Annotated in this window: 12 protein-coding genes; 11 read left to right on the forward strand and 1 reads right to left on the reverse strand. The window is 58.8% G+C overall.

Going from position 1 to position 15533, the window contains the following annotated elements:
- Positions 1–347 precede the first annotated feature (347 nt).
- From ABDZ36_RS10860 to ABDZ36_RS10870, 3 genes are all read left to right on the forward strand, one after another.
- Positions 348–749 (forward strand): helix-turn-helix domain-containing protein, encoded by a 402-nt coding sequence (locus tag ABDZ36_RS10860; RefSeq protein ID WP_021780725.1) that lies wholly within the window; start codon positions 348–350, stop codon positions 747–749.
- Positions 750–926: 177 nt separating this feature from the next.
- Entirely contained in the window at positions 927–2048 is a 1122-nt protein-coding gene (locus tag ABDZ36_RS10865) for an MBL fold metallo-hydrolase (protein WP_211313620.1), read from the forward strand.
- Positions 2049–2690: 642 nt separating this feature from the next.
- Positions 2691–3512 carry an IS5 family transposase gene (locus ABDZ36_RS10870; RefSeq protein WP_188873135.1) on the forward strand — a complete coding sequence of 274 codons (822 nt, stop codon included), beginning with the start codon at positions 2691–2693 and terminating at the stop codon, positions 3510–3512.
- A 38-nt stretch (positions 3513–3550) separates the two neighbouring features.
- Here the strand turns inward: ABDZ36_RS10870 and ABDZ36_RS10875 are convergent, their stop codons facing one another.
- Positions 3551–3979, reverse strand: coding sequence for an RDD family protein (locus tag ABDZ36_RS10875; protein ID WP_188873134.1), 429 nt, complete (start codon positions 3977–3979; stop codon positions 3551–3553).
- Between the two features lie 727 nt (positions 3980–4706).
- Here ABDZ36_RS10875 and lrp point away from each other — a divergent pair.
- From lrp to ABDZ36_RS10915, 8 genes are all read left to right on the forward strand, one after another.
- Positions 4707–5162, forward strand: a complete 456-nt coding sequence (lrp, locus tag ABDZ36_RS10880) for an HTH-type transcriptional regulator Lrp (protein WP_211313619.1) — start codon at positions 4707–4709, stop codon at positions 5160–5162.
- Between the two features lie 961 nt (positions 5163–6123).
- Complete coding sequence (locus ABDZ36_RS10885; protein ID WP_188873132.1) at positions 6124–6546, forward strand: DUF7985 family protein; 423 nt, start codon at positions 6124–6126, stop codon at positions 6544–6546.
- A 22-nt stretch (positions 6547–6568) separates the two neighbouring features.
- Positions 6569–8272 carry a DUF8186 domain-containing protein gene (locus ABDZ36_RS10890; protein WP_343749311.1) on the forward strand — a complete coding sequence of 568 codons (1704 nt, stop codon included), beginning with the start codon at positions 6569–6571 and terminating at the stop codon, positions 8270–8272.
- On the forward strand, positions 8269–9120 hold the full coding sequence (locus ABDZ36_RS10895; protein ID WP_211087838.1) for a hypothetical protein: 852 nt from the start codon (positions 8269–8271) through the stop codon (positions 9118–9120). The genes ABDZ36_RS10890 and ABDZ36_RS10895 overlap by 4 nt, the downstream gene beginning before the upstream one ends.
- Before the next feature lie 2 nt (positions 9121–9122).
- Positions 9123–10187: a TrbL/VirB6 family protein gene (locus tag ABDZ36_RS10900; protein ID WP_211313618.1), complete on the forward strand. Its 1065-nt coding sequence runs from the start codon at positions 9123–9125 to the stop codon at positions 10185–10187.
- A 3-nt stretch (positions 10188–10190) separates the two neighbouring features.
- The gene (locus ABDZ36_RS10905) at positions 10191–11309 is read left to right on the forward strand and encodes a TraC-like domain-containing protein (RefSeq protein WP_211313617.1); all 1119 of its coding nucleotides are present in this window, start codon (positions 10191–10193) and stop codon (positions 11307–11309) included.
- Positions 11302–13491 carry a VirB4 family type IV secretion system protein gene (locus tag ABDZ36_RS10910; RefSeq protein ID WP_343749312.1) on the forward strand — a complete coding sequence of 730 codons (2190 nt, stop codon included), beginning with the start codon at positions 11302–11304 and terminating at the stop codon, positions 13489–13491. The genes ABDZ36_RS10905 and ABDZ36_RS10910 overlap by 8 nt, the downstream gene beginning before the upstream one ends.
- A partial coding sequence (locus ABDZ36_RS10915; RefSeq protein WP_486187707.1) for an ATP-binding protein occupies positions 13484–15533 on the forward strand: 2050 nt, incomplete at its 3' end. The genes ABDZ36_RS10910 and ABDZ36_RS10915, both read left to right, overlap by 8 nt.

Below are 15533 nucleotides of genomic sequence, written 5' to 3' on the forward strand. Positions count from 1 at the left end.
CTGTCTGCTTGGTTTGGTTGCACACTCTCTCCAAGCAGACACTCTCTCTAAGCCGATGTGATCGACTGATTTTGAGTCGGCCGGCGATGTGTGGTGCGTTCGTAGGATAGGGGGAGTGTTGCGTCATCTTCACTCTCTAGTGTAGTAGCTAATGCACATTGCCAGCCATATGATTTGCCGGTTGTGCCCGATCCGTAGTGATACATGGACACGACAGCTCTGTGATCGCCGTCCCATTCCTCTTTCAACCGCAGTGTAGTGCAGGTATGTGCAGCCGTGTCCTCGCTCCAGTATTGTATCATACACGCAAACACTTTTGCGTGTGTAGGCCGTAATATGAGCAACCAATGGCTGATTCAATGAGTGAGATGCTCCGGCAGGATATGGAGTGTGAGGGGCTGCTGGAGTGCTTTCACGATCTGAAGGCGCTCGACAAAGAAATATTCCAGATGCTCTGCGACAGCGCGGAACCGCTGACGGTCGACGAGGTTGCCGAGCGAGTTGACCGGGAGCGCTCGACCGCATATCGTTCAGTTCAGCGCCTCTTGCAAGCCGGATTCATCCAGAAAGAGCAGGTGAACTACGATCAGGGCGGCTATTACCACGTTTACAAACCTCGTGATGGCGAGGAGATCGCCCAAGACATGCAGCGCACGCTCAACGACTGGTACGCGAAAATGGGCCAGCTCATCGACGAGTTTGACGAGAAATACAGCGAGCAGCGCCAGCGCGCGCCCGCAGAGAGCTGATCGATCTAAACGTACTGAGTCGACTGCTACTAACCTCATACTTGAATATATCTCTCTGAATTGCAGGGCTGTATCCGACTAGCTATCAACTAGCGAGTTTCTTCAGCCGTAGCAATCCCAGAAGCCGTCTTGCTGGGCAGTATATTTATCCCTCTGTATTGTGTAGTAATGTGTGGGATGAGCAATACTGTTATTGCCCCATCAGAGGTTGCCCGACGTGTGGAGGAGGACGACACAGAGGACCTTTTCGTCCTCGACGTCCGGAACGAAGACGCTTACGAGGAGTGGCGTATTCCGACGAGTACGAACCTCCCGATCTACGATGAACTGTTGGATCACGACTTCTCGACGCTCGCGGACCACCTTGAGGATCTTCCCGAGAGGCAGGAAATCGCCGTCGTCTGTGTCGGCGGTCTCACATCCGCGCGCGCCGCTGAGTTCCTTCGGGAGGAGGGCTTCGACGCGAAGTCAGTCGACGACGGAATGAACGGATGGGGACGGGTGCACCGCGAGTACGACGGCGCCGCTGACGACGTCATTCAAATTGTCCGTCCTGGAACCGGGTGCGTCTCGTACATCGTCCACGACGACGGCGAGGCAGTCGTCGTCGACCCCTCACAGTACATCAATCAGTATCTCGACGTCGTAGACGCACGCGGCTTAAAAGTTGTCGGTGTCGCAGATACGCACGCACACGCCGACCACATCTCGGGTGCGCGTCGACTCGCCGGTGAACTTAACGTCCCCTACTACCTCCACGATGAGGACGCAGGCGACCTCAACGAGGTGACCGAACTCGAGGGCGGGGACGCCATCGCCATCGGCGAGCGCGAACTCGATGTTCACCACACTCCAGGACATACGCCCGGGAGTATCTCCTTCGCCTTCGGTGATGCACTTCTCTCGGGGGATACGCTCTTCCTGCGGAGCGTCGGCCGTCCCGACCTTGAGGACTCCACGGAGGCCGCCATCCGTACTGCCGCGAGCGAACTCTTCGACAGTCTTGATCGACTCACCGACCTCGACGAGACAACTATCGTTCTTCCGGGGCACTTCAGCGACGAGTCCACCCGTCCGATCGCTACTGAACTCGGCGAACTTCGGGCTGAGACGACGAACGAACTTTTGAGTTTCGTCGCCGACGACGATGAGGAAGCGTTCGTCGAAACGATCGTTGAGAGCCTCTCCGAGGAGCCCGCGAACTACAACGAGATTAAGCAGATCAACTGGGGAAAGGAACAGCCAGGGGGCGACGCTGAAGCCCTCGAACTCGGCCCGAATAACTGCGCTGCAAGCTGAACGCAGGCGAACACGCATAGTATTGTCTATCTTTCTTCAGGGGAGAGAATCCCGCCGTTTACGGCGTTGACGAGACGCTTCGCGTCTCGTTCGCACACCAGAACACTCCGCGTTCTGGGGACGGGAGTGAATCCGACAACGCCTCCACGAACCACGCATCAGCTTCCTACGGATATTAAGTAGCATCGTGTCGTAGTATGACGTACACCGAGGCGGCATGACCGCCCACCTAATCGGACAATATCGGGGACTCCGAGGCTCAGAATGTTCGAGACACACTCTCGAACCGCTGTGGTGTCTCGGTTAAGATAACTTCGAATCCCCCTGCCGGGGATAGGAGTAACGGCGGTGTGGTGGTTCGAGAGATCTTTGATCTCTCGGCATCACCAGAAGTCTCCGGCTTCTGGTTAGCAGTCAGAATGCTTCGCGTTCTGACGACATCACGAAAGACGCTCGCGTCTTTCGAACGACCCCGCCATCGGCCTGTCATACCGACAGGTCGTAAACCAGCAAATATCCCAAATCAGCGGTGCGGTACCGTGGGAAGCCTCGCCGTTCACGGCGAGGAGGAGGTCACATTAGGAATAACTGGCTCTGTTGAAATCCTCAAAGAGTTACATGTTCACCGTGTAATCCTACGGGATGAAGGCCCTCCCGAAGTCGAAGATTCTCCGGTTTACTGAGAAGGCAATCCATCTGGCACGCCGAGCGGTCTCTCGATACTCCTCGAAGTTTTCCAAACACCGCTACACACTTCCGCAGCACGTTGTTATGCTCTGTCTCAAGGTTCGAAAGAACACGACCTATCGTGGTCTGCTTGATGAACTGATCGAGATGCCGCGAATTCGTCACGCCCTCGGATTGGCTGAACTTCCTACGCCGTCAACGCTCTGTAAGGCGTTCAATCGGCTTGATATGGCTGTATGGCGTGTCATATTGACACTCTCAGCGACGCCACTTCCGACAAGCGGTGTTGTTGGAGTTGATGCGTCAGGGTTTGACCGTAGTCACACCTCGAAACACTACACGAAACGAGCCGAACTCACGATTCAGCAGCTCAAAGTGACGTTGCTGGTTGATGCGAAGGTAAACGCGATTCTCGATTTACACGTGACGACGACTCGGAAACACGATAGCAAGATCGCTCCATCGTTGATCAAGCGCAATTGCGAGGATATTGACATTCTGCTCGGTGACAAGAGCTACGACGACCAGAAAATCAGGCGACTTGCCCGGCAACACGAGGTTCGGCCACTGATTAAGCATCGTGAATTCACGCCACTCCACCGGGAATGGAATGCGCGCTTAGATACTGATCTCTACGGCCAGCGGAGTCAATTAGAGACGGTTAACTCAACGCTCAAGCGGAAGTACGGTGCGTTCGTCCGCTCACGACGTTGGTGGAAGCAGTTCCGTGAACTCACCATCACCTGTCTCAGTCACAATATCGACCGATCACTCTGAACGGTCAATACAGGGCAAACAGCTACGACTCGGTTTGATTACTGTCGCTTGACGACGACTGTATCTGCGACGAGGTCACCGACCCGTTGGTTATCATCCGTAAGCAGTATCAACACCATTGCGACGAGGTTCAACGTCGGGAGTGCGTCAACGATCCACAACAGGTTCCGCAGGACTGACGCCCCAATTGTACAGTTTGAGCCGTCGGACTTGATAACGACGAGTCCAAGCAGATATTTCCCCGGCGTGTAGCCGTACAGTCCCTCAAGTAGAAACCCGTAAACCAATGTTGCGACCAGTCCCGCGAACGCCAGCACGAGGAACCCGATGTCGCCGAGGGGCGTCCCGGCGAGTATAACGGCAACCCAGATTAGCCCCATGAGTATTGAGTCGATAAAGTATGCCCCCACTCGGTGCCAGATCACATCCCCGTTTGTCCCTCGTTGTGGTTTCGGATGCTTTTCCATAACTCACGTCTGTTATTCAAGAGTTATTAATCTTTGATTATTACTCTAAAGTAGAGTTGTCGAACAGTTCGCATCTCTCATCGACCAGCTGTTTCAGGTGAGAATTTGTCTGAAGAAGAGGATTTCAACAGAGCCGAATACCTCTGTATTCCGTCGGAACGTAGTCAGCCTTGCATGAGAACCGAGTATAGCACTGACCGCATTGACCCGACGACCGCCGCGCAGACGTATTGGGCATGCTTGACGACCTCAACGACACCGTGGACGTGCGCGACCTCCGCACACTCATTCCCGACTAAGGGCTGTTTACGAGTCTTCTGAGCCGTGATACAGTCTATACTACTTTGTTGAGGCTGTAGCAGGTGCTGGAGTTGGTAGAACTAGCTCATCCTCGCTTGGATTTCCCAGTATTACCGTCGATATATTTTTCACTTTGGCTGTTGACAGTGCTGGCGCTGTCGGTATCAGGCCTAGTTAGGGCCTCGGTGTAGCTAGGGCTACTCCAGCAGTCCGTCATGGCTGCGTACTTCGTTACCGATAGCCGCCATCAAGGGTGCAACCTCAACTGGCTGGACACCACTGCGATGGGGTTGCACCTCGCCTTGGCGAGAGAACCCCACTGAGCAATACATCACTCCGTGTTTCTACGCCTAAGCGTTGTGAGTAACCGCAGTCCAAACGGGTTTGAATACCATCTGTTAACAGGGCTGCAAACGTGGCTCATGATATGGCCTATGAGAATATTGATGCTGAGCTGATAAACGAGCTTCTCGGAGATGGCCGCGCAAGCCTCCGCAGTCTCGCCGAGGAACTCGACGTCTCCGTGACGACTATCTCAAATCACCTCCAGGAGCTTGAGGAAGAGGGCGTCATTACGGGCTACACGCCGATCGTCGATTACGATAAACTCGGCTATGACGTCACCGCTGTCCTCCAACTCAAAGCCGAGGGAGGTTCACTTCCCGACCTCGCCGAGCGACTTGGCGCACATGACCAGATGATCTCCGTCTACGAAGTGACGGGGAACTACGACATCATCGCCATCGGGAAATTCCACGACACGGACCACATGAATACGCTCATCAAGGAACTCCTCGCCGACGCCGACATCGCCGAGTCCGCGACCAGCGTCGTGCTCAATGCCACTGCCGAGAACGAACAATTCGATCTCAATACCGACTAGCACACATTTGAACTCCGTTGATTGACGAACAGAGGTACCTATTTTTGGATTTCCGCCTGTCCCAAGTAAAAACTCCCAACAAGTGGGAGAAAGGATATATACTATGCGTGTGTCAGGGATAGTAGAGCCAGCACGGATAGATACGGTGAGACTCCGGGAGTCAATTGACCATGCTAACTCCGGCCCGTGCCACACGTGTTACCCATAGTGGGTCGACCCTGCTTGTCGACCCACTCACCACTCCTCAAGAGACACCAGCGGGTTTATGAACTCCGTCTTTAACCCGATTGATCCGTAGATAGCGATTCTAGAATAGTGGCTCTGCTGAGACTCTATTGTTTCTATAATCCTATACTTAAAACAGCCGTTAGGTGTGTGCGTATTGAGCGGAAGATGCAGGTGGATGGTGGTTCCAATACCCACCTGCGAAATAGCGTGCTTCCTTCGTGGATTGCTGTAGAAGACTACTCCCCCCTATTGGATCGTCTCCCTGAGCAATCCAATTTGGATAGGTCCCTTATCTGGGTAAAAGTGCCCCTTCGTACACCAAGCAGTTTGTACCTAGTCTGTAGTTACGGTTCAGTCGCTCCCCTGTAGTTAGTGTCTAGGCCGGCACTTGACGACCAGCGGCACCATCCTTATTCGTTAATGTCAATTCCAATAGAGGCAGAATAGCGAGTGTATGCCGATAGGAGAATCAACAGATACCAATGAGATCCACATCATCGCACACGGTCGGACATTCAAAAAGTGAATTATATAATATACTATTTAATATTCGACTAAATTTCTATTAATTGCATAGATATAGGGGCCATAAGATTCTTAATTCATCTCTATCGACTTACAGGAGAATGCATCGAGAGGAGATCGGTAGACCCCACGATGCTATACAGACCACAGAACGGGCAGAGACAACCGACGAGGCCACCACTAACTGGAAACGGTGGGGTGGATTGCGGTGACGGATTCAGAATCAGCAACCACTGACACTAGCCAAAACGCCTCTCAACGCGGGCGAAATCCCCGGAATTTACTGCGACGCATCGGAAGCGCGCTTCTCCTATTCAGCCTCGTCGCTGTCGAACCCGTCGCGGCCCAACAGACAGCGGTCTGTAGCGCGGACAACCTCCCGAGCATGATTGAGGGATTCTTCCAGTTGACGACGGCGCTGGGCATCGTTGGGCTCGCCGTCGTCTGGCAGGCGAACTCCCTGATCGATATGTTCACGCTGAGCCCCGACCAGAAGAAGGGTCTAAAGCGCCACAAACGCTCGGCGCTCAAATCCGCCACCATCCTCGTCGTCCTCGGCCCGCTTTACACGGTCGCGGGGTCGATGATGAACCTGCCGCTCGCACAGTGTGTGAACCTCGTCCCCTGGTAGCTCAAATCTGTCCTCCACGTTGTTGTCCCCGTCACGCGCAGTCCCGATAGCGATTGCCGGCGTCCTCCTCCTCGTGACAGTCACCGGACTCGCCGCCGCGAACCACCCCCGCCCCGGCACGGAAGGGAACGGCCTCACAGAGAACGAGTCCGCGACCCTCTGGTCGCACGACGCCGACGACTACACGAACGAATCCACGTACTCTCAGCACTACGGCGAGCACCGCACCGCCCTCCAACAACTTGCGAACGGGACGGACATCACGTTCACGCGGCCGCCCAAGACGGCCGCGACGTGGACCAAGCACGACTTCCGCGATCTCCACGCTAGTGGTCCAGAGACGTCGCTTCACCCGGAGAACGCCGACCTTGAGGATGGTGCCCTCATCGCGGATGCTCACGCGACGATCTTCGCCGCCCAACCCACGACGCGAGCACACCTCGCATCCGGTGAGACACGCACGTATCTCGCACCGGACGGGACGCTTCGCGGCCTCGTCGACTACCGCGTTCGCTACCCGAGCACGAGTGCGGACTGGTCCCTTACCAAGCACCAAATCTCGCGCGTCTGGCTCACCCAGGACGGCGACACCATCGCCTCGAGTACCGGGACGCAGACGCCGACGCTGGACTACCAGCTCCAGAACGACCGCACGACGACGTTGACGCTGCACGCGACGATCGAGGTTCGTATCGAGCAGACCACGACAGTGAACGGGAACACCGTGAGCACAATGACGGAGACTGACTCCATCACGGTTACCGACTCGCTCAGTGGGTCGGTGTATAATCTCGCGGCGTACCCCTACTACGCGACGTATCCGAATGGGGACGCGGGCGTCGCGATCCTCCAGTCGCGCCCGTGGCAGGGGTACACGCTCACCGAGATCGGGAGCGCTCGTGTGCGTGGTGTGTGGCGGTTCTACACCGCCCGCCACACCGGCTGGGACACCCTCGTCACAAGTACACGTAACGGCGAAACACGCACCCAGTCCGACGCAATTCCGGTCTCCGTGCACGCGTATCCGTCGCGGATTGGGCCGGTCGCTGAACCCGTCCGAACCGGCCCAGAAATCGTCGAGACGTGGGGGATCAATCGGTCGTCACCCACCCCGACACTCGGCGAGGACGTCCATATTGACGTCGTCAACCACTCCTACACGACGACGTACGGGGTTGCTGTCCGCGCGGAGCAGGTTGACCGGCAGGCGTTGCACGTCGCAGGGATCGTCCGCGGCGTGAACGCGACCATCTTCCAGCCCCAGGCCGGGTCGACACGCCACCTCCGCGAGAGTTCCCTCACTGCGACCGTCCTCTCGCAGAATGTCTCGGCGGCCACAGTCCGTCTCGAACTACGCGACAACCAGACGGGTGCGCCAATCGACCTCTCGCAGGAGCAGCGTGGCCGGCCACTCGCGCAGTCACCGGCCGGCTACATCGTCATCGGCGACCAGCACGTCGAAACGAATCGTTCGGGGGTTGCCGTCGTCACGCTCACGCAGCCCGGCATCTACACCGCCCAGTACCAGCCAGAGTCGTGGCTTGGAGCCAACCCCGCCTATGTGCGTACTCAGGCGAGCGTCCGCTGGCACCCGCTCGGCACGCTCTCGGGCTGGTTCAACCTCGTGTTCACAACCGGATGGAAACTCCTCCCGTTCGTCGTGATGTTCTACGCCGGCCAGCGTCTCCTCCGCATGTTCGGCCTTGATCGCTTCCAAAACCCATGACTGACAACCCAGCTTCAATCGACCGTCGTAGCGCCCTCCAAGCATTCGGCAGTCTCACCCTCGCCGCCCTCGCCGGCTGCACCAGCACCCAGACCTCCGAACCGTCGAGTTCCTCAACGACCACTCCTGTTGGACCATTTGCAAGCCTCAACGTCCAAGGAACGACACTCGTCGTCGAGCTCGAGAGTAGCGCCGACATCGAGCACGTAAACCTCGTCAAACCGAACGGCTCGCTCTTCGGGACACGCGACGTCGCGCAGGGCACGAGTCGCGTCTCCTTCGACCTCGGCACCACCTACACACCCGGCGACTACGAGCTCGTCGCTGTCAACGACGACCAGACCATCGGCACGACGACGCGATCGCTTCGTCCCGACCTCCAGATTATCGAGATGGGCATCGGACGGAAGAACCCCAAGAGGATGTGGAACGGGACTGAGCGGGAGATTGCAGACGAGGCGTACGTGGTCGTTGAGAATCGTGGGAGTGGACCAGTTTCGGTTACGCAACTGTTGTTCCTCGGGATGGCACCCTATCCAAGCGGGGAAGACGGCACCGGATACGCCGATGACTCAGACGTGAGCGGGATCTATGACCCACAGTCGGACTCAGAAGCTTCGAAGGTAACCTTCGGTCCGAGAGATCAGAAGACACTCTATAGCTCTCGCTCTCCGTTCGCCTTCGTCCCCGGTAGTGGGACGACGTGTACGGAGAGTGTTCAGCAGGGAACGTTCACGCTGTCGCTTGAGGCCGCTCCCGATGCTTCCTCGGTCTCAAAGACGTACGACATCCGCTACTCGGCGGCTGAGAAGTTCAACAACTGCACGCTCATGGTCAGGAGGCAGTAACGATGGTTGATCTGATCGGCGTTGTTCTACAGGGGTTCAAGGACGCCGTCAGCTGGTTCACCGGCCTGTTCATGCAGGGCCTCACGACCGGTTACCAGCAGCTCTCAACCCACATGTTTGGAACACCGACCCCGCAGACAGACGGGGCGTTCGTCTTCGGCCAGCCGACGAACGCACCGTGGGAGTCAATCCATCATGCCTTGATTGGTGGCGAAATCATGATTGTCTCATTGCTCCTGCTCGTGGTCTGCGTACAAGGCCGGCATCTCATCCGGATCTTCAATATCGGGAGCACCTATGAGTCGCGACGAACACGCAAGACGGCGTGGGTTGGTGCGTTCCTCATCATCATGTGGTACTGGGTTGCTGTACTTACGCTCTACCTCGTAAACGGCTTCACGGTCGCGCTCCTCCCGAGCCTCAGCTCACTCGGCGCCGCGATGCTCAATTTCCTTGAGAGAACGCTAACCAATCCCGGTCTGTCACTCGTATTCGGACTGCTTGGCGGCCTCTCGATGTGGGCATTGGAGGCACTCTACTACATCCGAGAAGTCCTCCTCTACGTCTATATCTACGGAATGCCGATTGCGTTCGCGCTCGCCTACGGGAACATTCCGGTGCTCTCGGATGTCGCGATGGGGTTCAGCAAACGCTTCGTCCCGCTCGCAATCCTCCCACTCCCCGCTGCCGTCGTGTTCAAAGGCTACGACCTCCTCTACTCGCAGCACGCTCTCTCACCCGGCAGTCCGTTCCTGAAGTATCTCGTTGCTGTTTCGCTCCCGGTCGTCGCCTTGCTGGTGACGTGGAAGACGTTCCAGTACGCGACGCCACTCACTGCGAAAGTGATTGGCACGGCCACGCGGGGCGCTGCACTCGTTGGTGGCGTCGCCGCTGGCGCATCTATCGGTGGTGCGGGAGTCGCGACGACCGCTGCCCGTTGGGGGCCGAAGGCCGCCGCTGGCCAAGCCGTCGCCCAGCAGGCGAGCCGCCGAGCAGGATCGGAAGAAGACGACGGAGACTCTTCGCCATCGTATCGCCGCACAGAGAACGATCCGGAGAACTACTAACACATGTCGACAGATCCAGACGCCGCCGCGAGACGCATCATGAATCAGTTCGGCGAGGAGAGCCACATTCCCTACCTCAACATCGAGGAGGGCGACGTCGGCGTCCTCATCGCCTTTCCCATCATTGGCCTCTTCCTCGCCGCACTCACTGGTATCGACTCGCTTGCCCTCCCGTTCGTTGCAGGTGGATTCGGGCTCGGCGTCGCCATCATCTACGTTGCCCCGAACCATCTGAATGCTTGGACGTGGGCCACCGACGTCTATCAATACCTCAAACGGCCCCGTGTCACCTTCAGCACGCCTGGCGAGCCAGACAGCGGGACGAACGAGGAAGTGCGGAACGAGGGTGGGCTGGCGAACTATACGCCGTTCCAGCCGGACGAACGCACCCAAGACCTCACCAATATCGAACGCGCCTGGCCGGGCGCCGGCGCTATCCAGCGGTCGGACGGCACGATGGAGGCGTTCGTCGAGGTCGACCCGGACAACATGGACTTCGCCATGTCCGGCGACTGGGCGCAACTCCAAGAAGCGGGCGCGGAGTTCGCGAACAAGGAACTCGACTCGAAGCTTAAACTCCACGCCACCACCCGCGAATTCCCGGTTGAGCAGGTCGTTAAGAACATCCAGGACCGCCTCGACGACGAGGACGTTCAGGCGAATCCCGTCTTCCGCGAACTCCTCGAAGAATACCTCGAAACGCGGCCGCGTGAGATGCGCGAGCGCGGCATCCAGCAACTCCACTACTACATCGGCGTCGAGGTCTCCCCGATGGAGGTCTACGACCGCTACCGCGACGAATCCACACCCGCTGAGAAACTGACCGAGATTCCCGTCATCGGCTTCCTCTTCAACCCGTTCGTCACCCGCCGAGAGAATCTCCAAGAGACTGAACGGCGCGCACGGATGTTCGAGACCTTGGATGACCGTGTTGCCGCGGTCCGCAGCGAGTTCGTCCAGCAGGCGAGTGGCTGGTCGGCACGCCGCCTCACCACGGTCGAACTGTTCACACTCACGATGGACTTCTGGAACGGCCACGAACACGACGTCGACGACCCCGACTCACTCATCCGCCAGCAACCAACTATGGATCACCAGACACGCGAGGATAGCGATGCATAACGCCCTCCTCCCCGCCGCAACGGGGTTCAGCGACCAGCTTACGCAGTGGGCGCTCAACCCTACGACGCCCGGCGGGATCCTCCTCTACCTCCTCGCCGCCGTGACTGTCACCGCGACCGCCGTCGTCGCGTGGACGCGTTATCAGGCCCGCGACGACGAACCTACAGTCGAGTTCGCCGACGTCCTCGACGAAGAAACGCTCGAAGACGGCCAAGCCGAAGGACGGCTTCTCGACGAAATTGCCGAATCACACAAGACGGCAATCGCCCCAGCCGCGATCGAGTGGGAGACGCGTGCCGCCCACGTTGGTGAGCAATGGACGAGCACGCTCTACGTCGCCGAGTACCCCGACCATCCGAGTGACGGCTACCTCAGCGATCTCTTCGAGCTGACCGACGTCGAGTTCGACCTCACCGCGCACGTCACCCCGAAGAACCAGGAGCGCGCCCGAACCGAGCTTGAAGAGATTGCGGACGACCTCCAAGTTGATGCGGACCTTGAGCAGAGTGTTCGTGGTGCGTACCTCCAAGAGCGTGCTGACGAAGCCAAAGCTACCTACAAGGCCGTCGAGAGCGGTGCGAACGTCTTCGACCAAGGCGTCTTCATCACCGTTCGCGCTGACGAGAAGGACGACCTGCAGGACGCCGTCCGCACGGTGAAGAGCACGCTTCGGGACGATCCGGCGAACCTCACGCCGAAGACCGCGATCTGCCGGCAGGACGTCGCCCTCCAATCTGCTGCGCCCATCGGCGACAACGAGTTTGGGCGGGAGTCGATCGCACTCGGCGGCGCTGTTGGCGCGCTGCTCGCGTCACCGCATAATGCGACGATTCTCGAGGAGGGTGGCGTCGAGTTCGGCATCCACAAGGACAACCAGAGCCCCGTCGTCATCGACCCCTTCGAACGCGACAACGGCTACGCCATGTTCACTGTCGGGGACACTGGTTCTGGGAAGTCGTTCAGCTCGAAGCAGAACTTCATCCGCTCGATCGAACAGGACAGCGACCGCATTGGCATCGTCCTCGAACCCTTGAACAACTGGGCCGGCGTCTCCGAGGCTCTCGACGCTCAGCGAATCACGGTCGGCGGAACGCTCGGCCTGAATCCCTTGGAGATTCGCCAGACGCCCGAGCATGCGCAGCGTGCGATGGGGGAGGATGCCAGTCCGTTCAACGAGAAACTCGACGACGCGATGAGCTTCCTCACCAACTTCTTCGCCCTCCGCGGTATCTCCCTCGGTGATCGGCGGACGACGCTTGAGTTGGGTCTCCGATCGGCATACGCTCGACAGGGGATCACCGACGATATCGCCACCCACGACAATCCGAGTCCGACGATCCGCGACATGCTCGACGTCTTCGAGGAGATGGTCGCTGATCCCGAGGAGTTCGTCGTGCGCTCTGAATCAGAAGCCGAGAAGATTCAGGCCGACGCGACGTGGCTCCTCGACCAACTCCGTCCCTTCGAAGAGGATGGCCGACACGCGAATCTCGGGAAGGCATCCGCATTCGACATCCGGGACGAGAAGACGATCTATCTCGACCTCGCCCAACAGGAGGGCAGCGTCGATTCGAGTACGGCCCTCACCATGCAGCTCCTCATCTCCCTCGTCTACGAGCGCGCGAAGGAGACGGACAAGGAGGTCGTGTTCGTCATCGACGAGGCGCGCTACATCATGCAGGACGCCGCGAGTCTCGCCTTCCTCGAGACAGTCTTCCGCCACCACCGCCACCACGACCTCTCGATTCGCCTCGTCACCCAGACCGTCGATGAGTTCTTCGAGCACGCCGAGAGTGAGGCGATCCTCGACCAGTGTGCGGTCAAGCAGTTCCACCGTCTCGACGGCATGGATGAAGAGTGGTCCGACGAGTTCGGCCTGAATCACGCCCAGATGCGCTACGTCCAGGACGCCGTCCCCGGCAACGAGGACGCCGGCTTCTCCGAAGCGCTCGTTGGCGTCGACGGCGAGTGGCGCGGCATCCAGGTCGAGGCGATGCCCAAGGAAAAGCAGGTCATCGACTTCGACCCCACCACCCAAACCCGCGACGAACTGCCCGGTGCAACCACCGACGAAACTAACTCAGCGATGCATTCGTTCCAACAGCAACTCAACGAGCAGACCGCTGAATCAAGCGAGGAATCAGAGCCGGTCGCCGAGACGGACGGTGGTCGCGATGAGTGAGTACCTCCGCGTCACCCCAACTTCCGAAGAGCTGGACCCGTCGGGGATTCCGCGACTCCTCGAGAGCCTCCACAAGCTCACTAGCGAAGATTCCGGCTTAGATTCGACGTTGAATCCGTTGTCGTCCTCAACGCCGCCGCGCTTCGAGTTCCTCGCGCTCAGCGACGGCGAAGACGCGCCCGTCGAGTTCTACTACAGTGCCGACAACTCACTCGACACTGTTGAGGAGCGGCTCCAGTCGATCTATCCGACGACCTTCGACATCGAACGCGTCGACCTCGATGTCGAGTCTCGTCTTGTTCAGCCAGCCGAGTACTCACGCGAGGAGTTCCTCAACGCCTACCAGCAGGGCAATCTTCAGTACGAGTTCGATGAGGACGAGCAGTACGCCATCACCGACAAGGGGGAGGCTGAGGCGCCCGACGTCGACCTGACTGCGGACAGAGTGGTGTCCATCGACAATAGCGCGCTTGAACTCGCAGAGGATGTTGTGGCTCCGATTGAGAAGCCAACGGTGACCGATGACGGAACGATTCTCGCACGGCCGGCGACCGAGACGGTCTCTCCTTACGGTGTGCGCTGGCAGGGCGATGCCACACGCAAGAAAGACTGGATGACGTCGCTCACCCCATTCACCGACGGCGAGGACGAAGAGTCCCTCTCGGCTGTCGACCAGCCCGGTGCGGCGCTCGCCTCGCTGATCGACCACGTGAATGACGCCGAGGAACCACTCGCCTTCCAGGTCGTCTTCGAGCGCCGGGAGAGCTGGCAATCCGACGCTGGACTCCGCAAAGAAGACCTACGCGATGGGCGAGACACGTGGGCGCAGCGGATCATCGGTGGCCTACTCGAGTTCGGGGAGTACGAACGCGACGAGCGCGAGTTGAGCGATATCGTCGAACGCCGCCTCAACGCGATCGAGGCGACCAACCCCCAGCGCTCGTTCACGGCGAACATCCGGGCAGTCGGTGTTCCAACCAGCGACGACGGCCAAGACTCACTCGACAAGCGACTGTCGTCGCTCGCCCCGGTGTTCGACCCACTCGACGGCCCATTCTACGACGTTGAGTCCGAACGAGTGCGTTCGAGTGGGTTCCGCGAAGCGAAAAAAGAGAAGAACGCACGCAAGGCCCTCCAGCGCCTCCTCGATCGCGACATCGTCACCGGCCGGTGGAAGACACGACCCGACTTCGTGCTGAGCGGGCGCGAACTCGCGCACTTCCTCCTCGTCCCTTCCTCCGAACAACTCTCAATCGAGGGCTCTCGGGGGACACGCGCCGAGCAGCAAAGTCGAAACCCGCTCCCACGTCCAAATCCTGATCTCCGCGAGCAGTTCCGTGAGGGAATGGCGATCGGCTACGCGCTCGACGAAACGGGGGATCCAGAGGACGAGCCAGTCCGCATTCCTCCGGATCTGCTCACGACCCACTACGGACGTTTCGCGTCGACGGGCGCCGGCAAGTCGAAAGCCATCATCAACGACGCACTCTCCCTCCGCGAGACGACTGGTGGCCCCGTCGTCATCGTTGACCGAAAGGGCGACGGCATGTGCCAGAACTATCTCCGCAGCCACCACGCACAGTTCGACGACGCAGAGGACGTCTACCACTTCCGCGTCCCCGAGACCATCCCCGCGTTCTCCTTCTTCGACATCCGGCCCGCACTTGCGGCCGGTCGGAATCGAGAGGACGCCGTCCAGGATAAGGTCGATCACTTCCACGATATCCTGCGGATGATTCTCGGCCAGGAGAAACACGAGCGGGCGTTCGTCGCCAACGAGATTCTCAGCCAGCTCATCAAGGCGCTCTTCGACGCCGAGTACGGCAGCGACGTCTTCGGACTCAACGACCTCTTCACCGCAGTCCGCCGGATGCAGGACGAACAGACGATCCCGCCCGTCTCGATGGCGAACCAACCAGTCGAGGAATCCTTGACGCGCCATCTCTCAAAGGAGGAGTCACAGTTCCAAGCGTCGTACGTGTTTACCCCGAGGACGCAACAGCGGGCACAGCCTGAGCTCGTGAAATCATCTCGTTGTCTCG

The organism is Halarchaeum salinum, from assembly GCF_039520965.1.
Lineage (GTDB): Archaea > Halobacteriota > Halobacteria > Halobacteriales > Halobacteriaceae > Halarchaeum > Halarchaeum salinum.

Bases quoted from the DNA above. Each gene is read 5' to 3' on its own strand.
- ABDZ36_RS10905 (WP_211313617.1), top strand. From the start codon at position 10,191: ATGTCGACAGATCCAGACGCCGCCGCGAGACGCATCATGAATCAGTTC.
- ABDZ36_RS10910 (WP_343749312.1), top strand. From the start codon at position 11,302: ATGCATAACGCCCTCCTCCCCGCCGCAACGGGGTTCAGCGACCAGCTT.
- ABDZ36_RS10860 (WP_021780725.1), top strand. From the start codon at position 348: ATGGCTGATTCAATGAGTGAGATGCTCCGGCAGGATATGGAGTGTGAG.
- ABDZ36_RS10900 (WP_211313618.1), top strand. From the start codon at position 9,123: ATGGTTGATCTGATCGGCGTTGTTCTACAGGGGTTCAAGGACGCCGTC.
- ABDZ36_RS10870 (WP_188873135.1), top strand. From the start codon at position 2,691: ATGAAGGCCCTCCCGAAGTCGAAGATTCTCCGGTTTACTGAGAAGGCA.
- lrp (WP_211313619.1), top strand. From the start codon at position 4,707: ATGGCCTATGAGAATATTGATGCTGAGCTGATAAACGAGCTTCTCGGA.
- ABDZ36_RS10895 (WP_211087838.1), top strand. From the start codon at position 8,269: ATGACTGACAACCCAGCTTCAATCGACCGTCGTAGCGCCCTCCAAGCA.
- ABDZ36_RS10865 (WP_211313620.1), top strand. From the start codon at position 927: ATGAGCAATACTGTTATTGCCCCATCAGAGGTTGCCCGACGTGTGGAG.
- ABDZ36_RS10875 (WP_188873134.1), bottom strand. From the start codon at position 3,979: ATGGAAAAGCATCCGAAACCACAACGAGGGACAAACGGGGATGTGATC.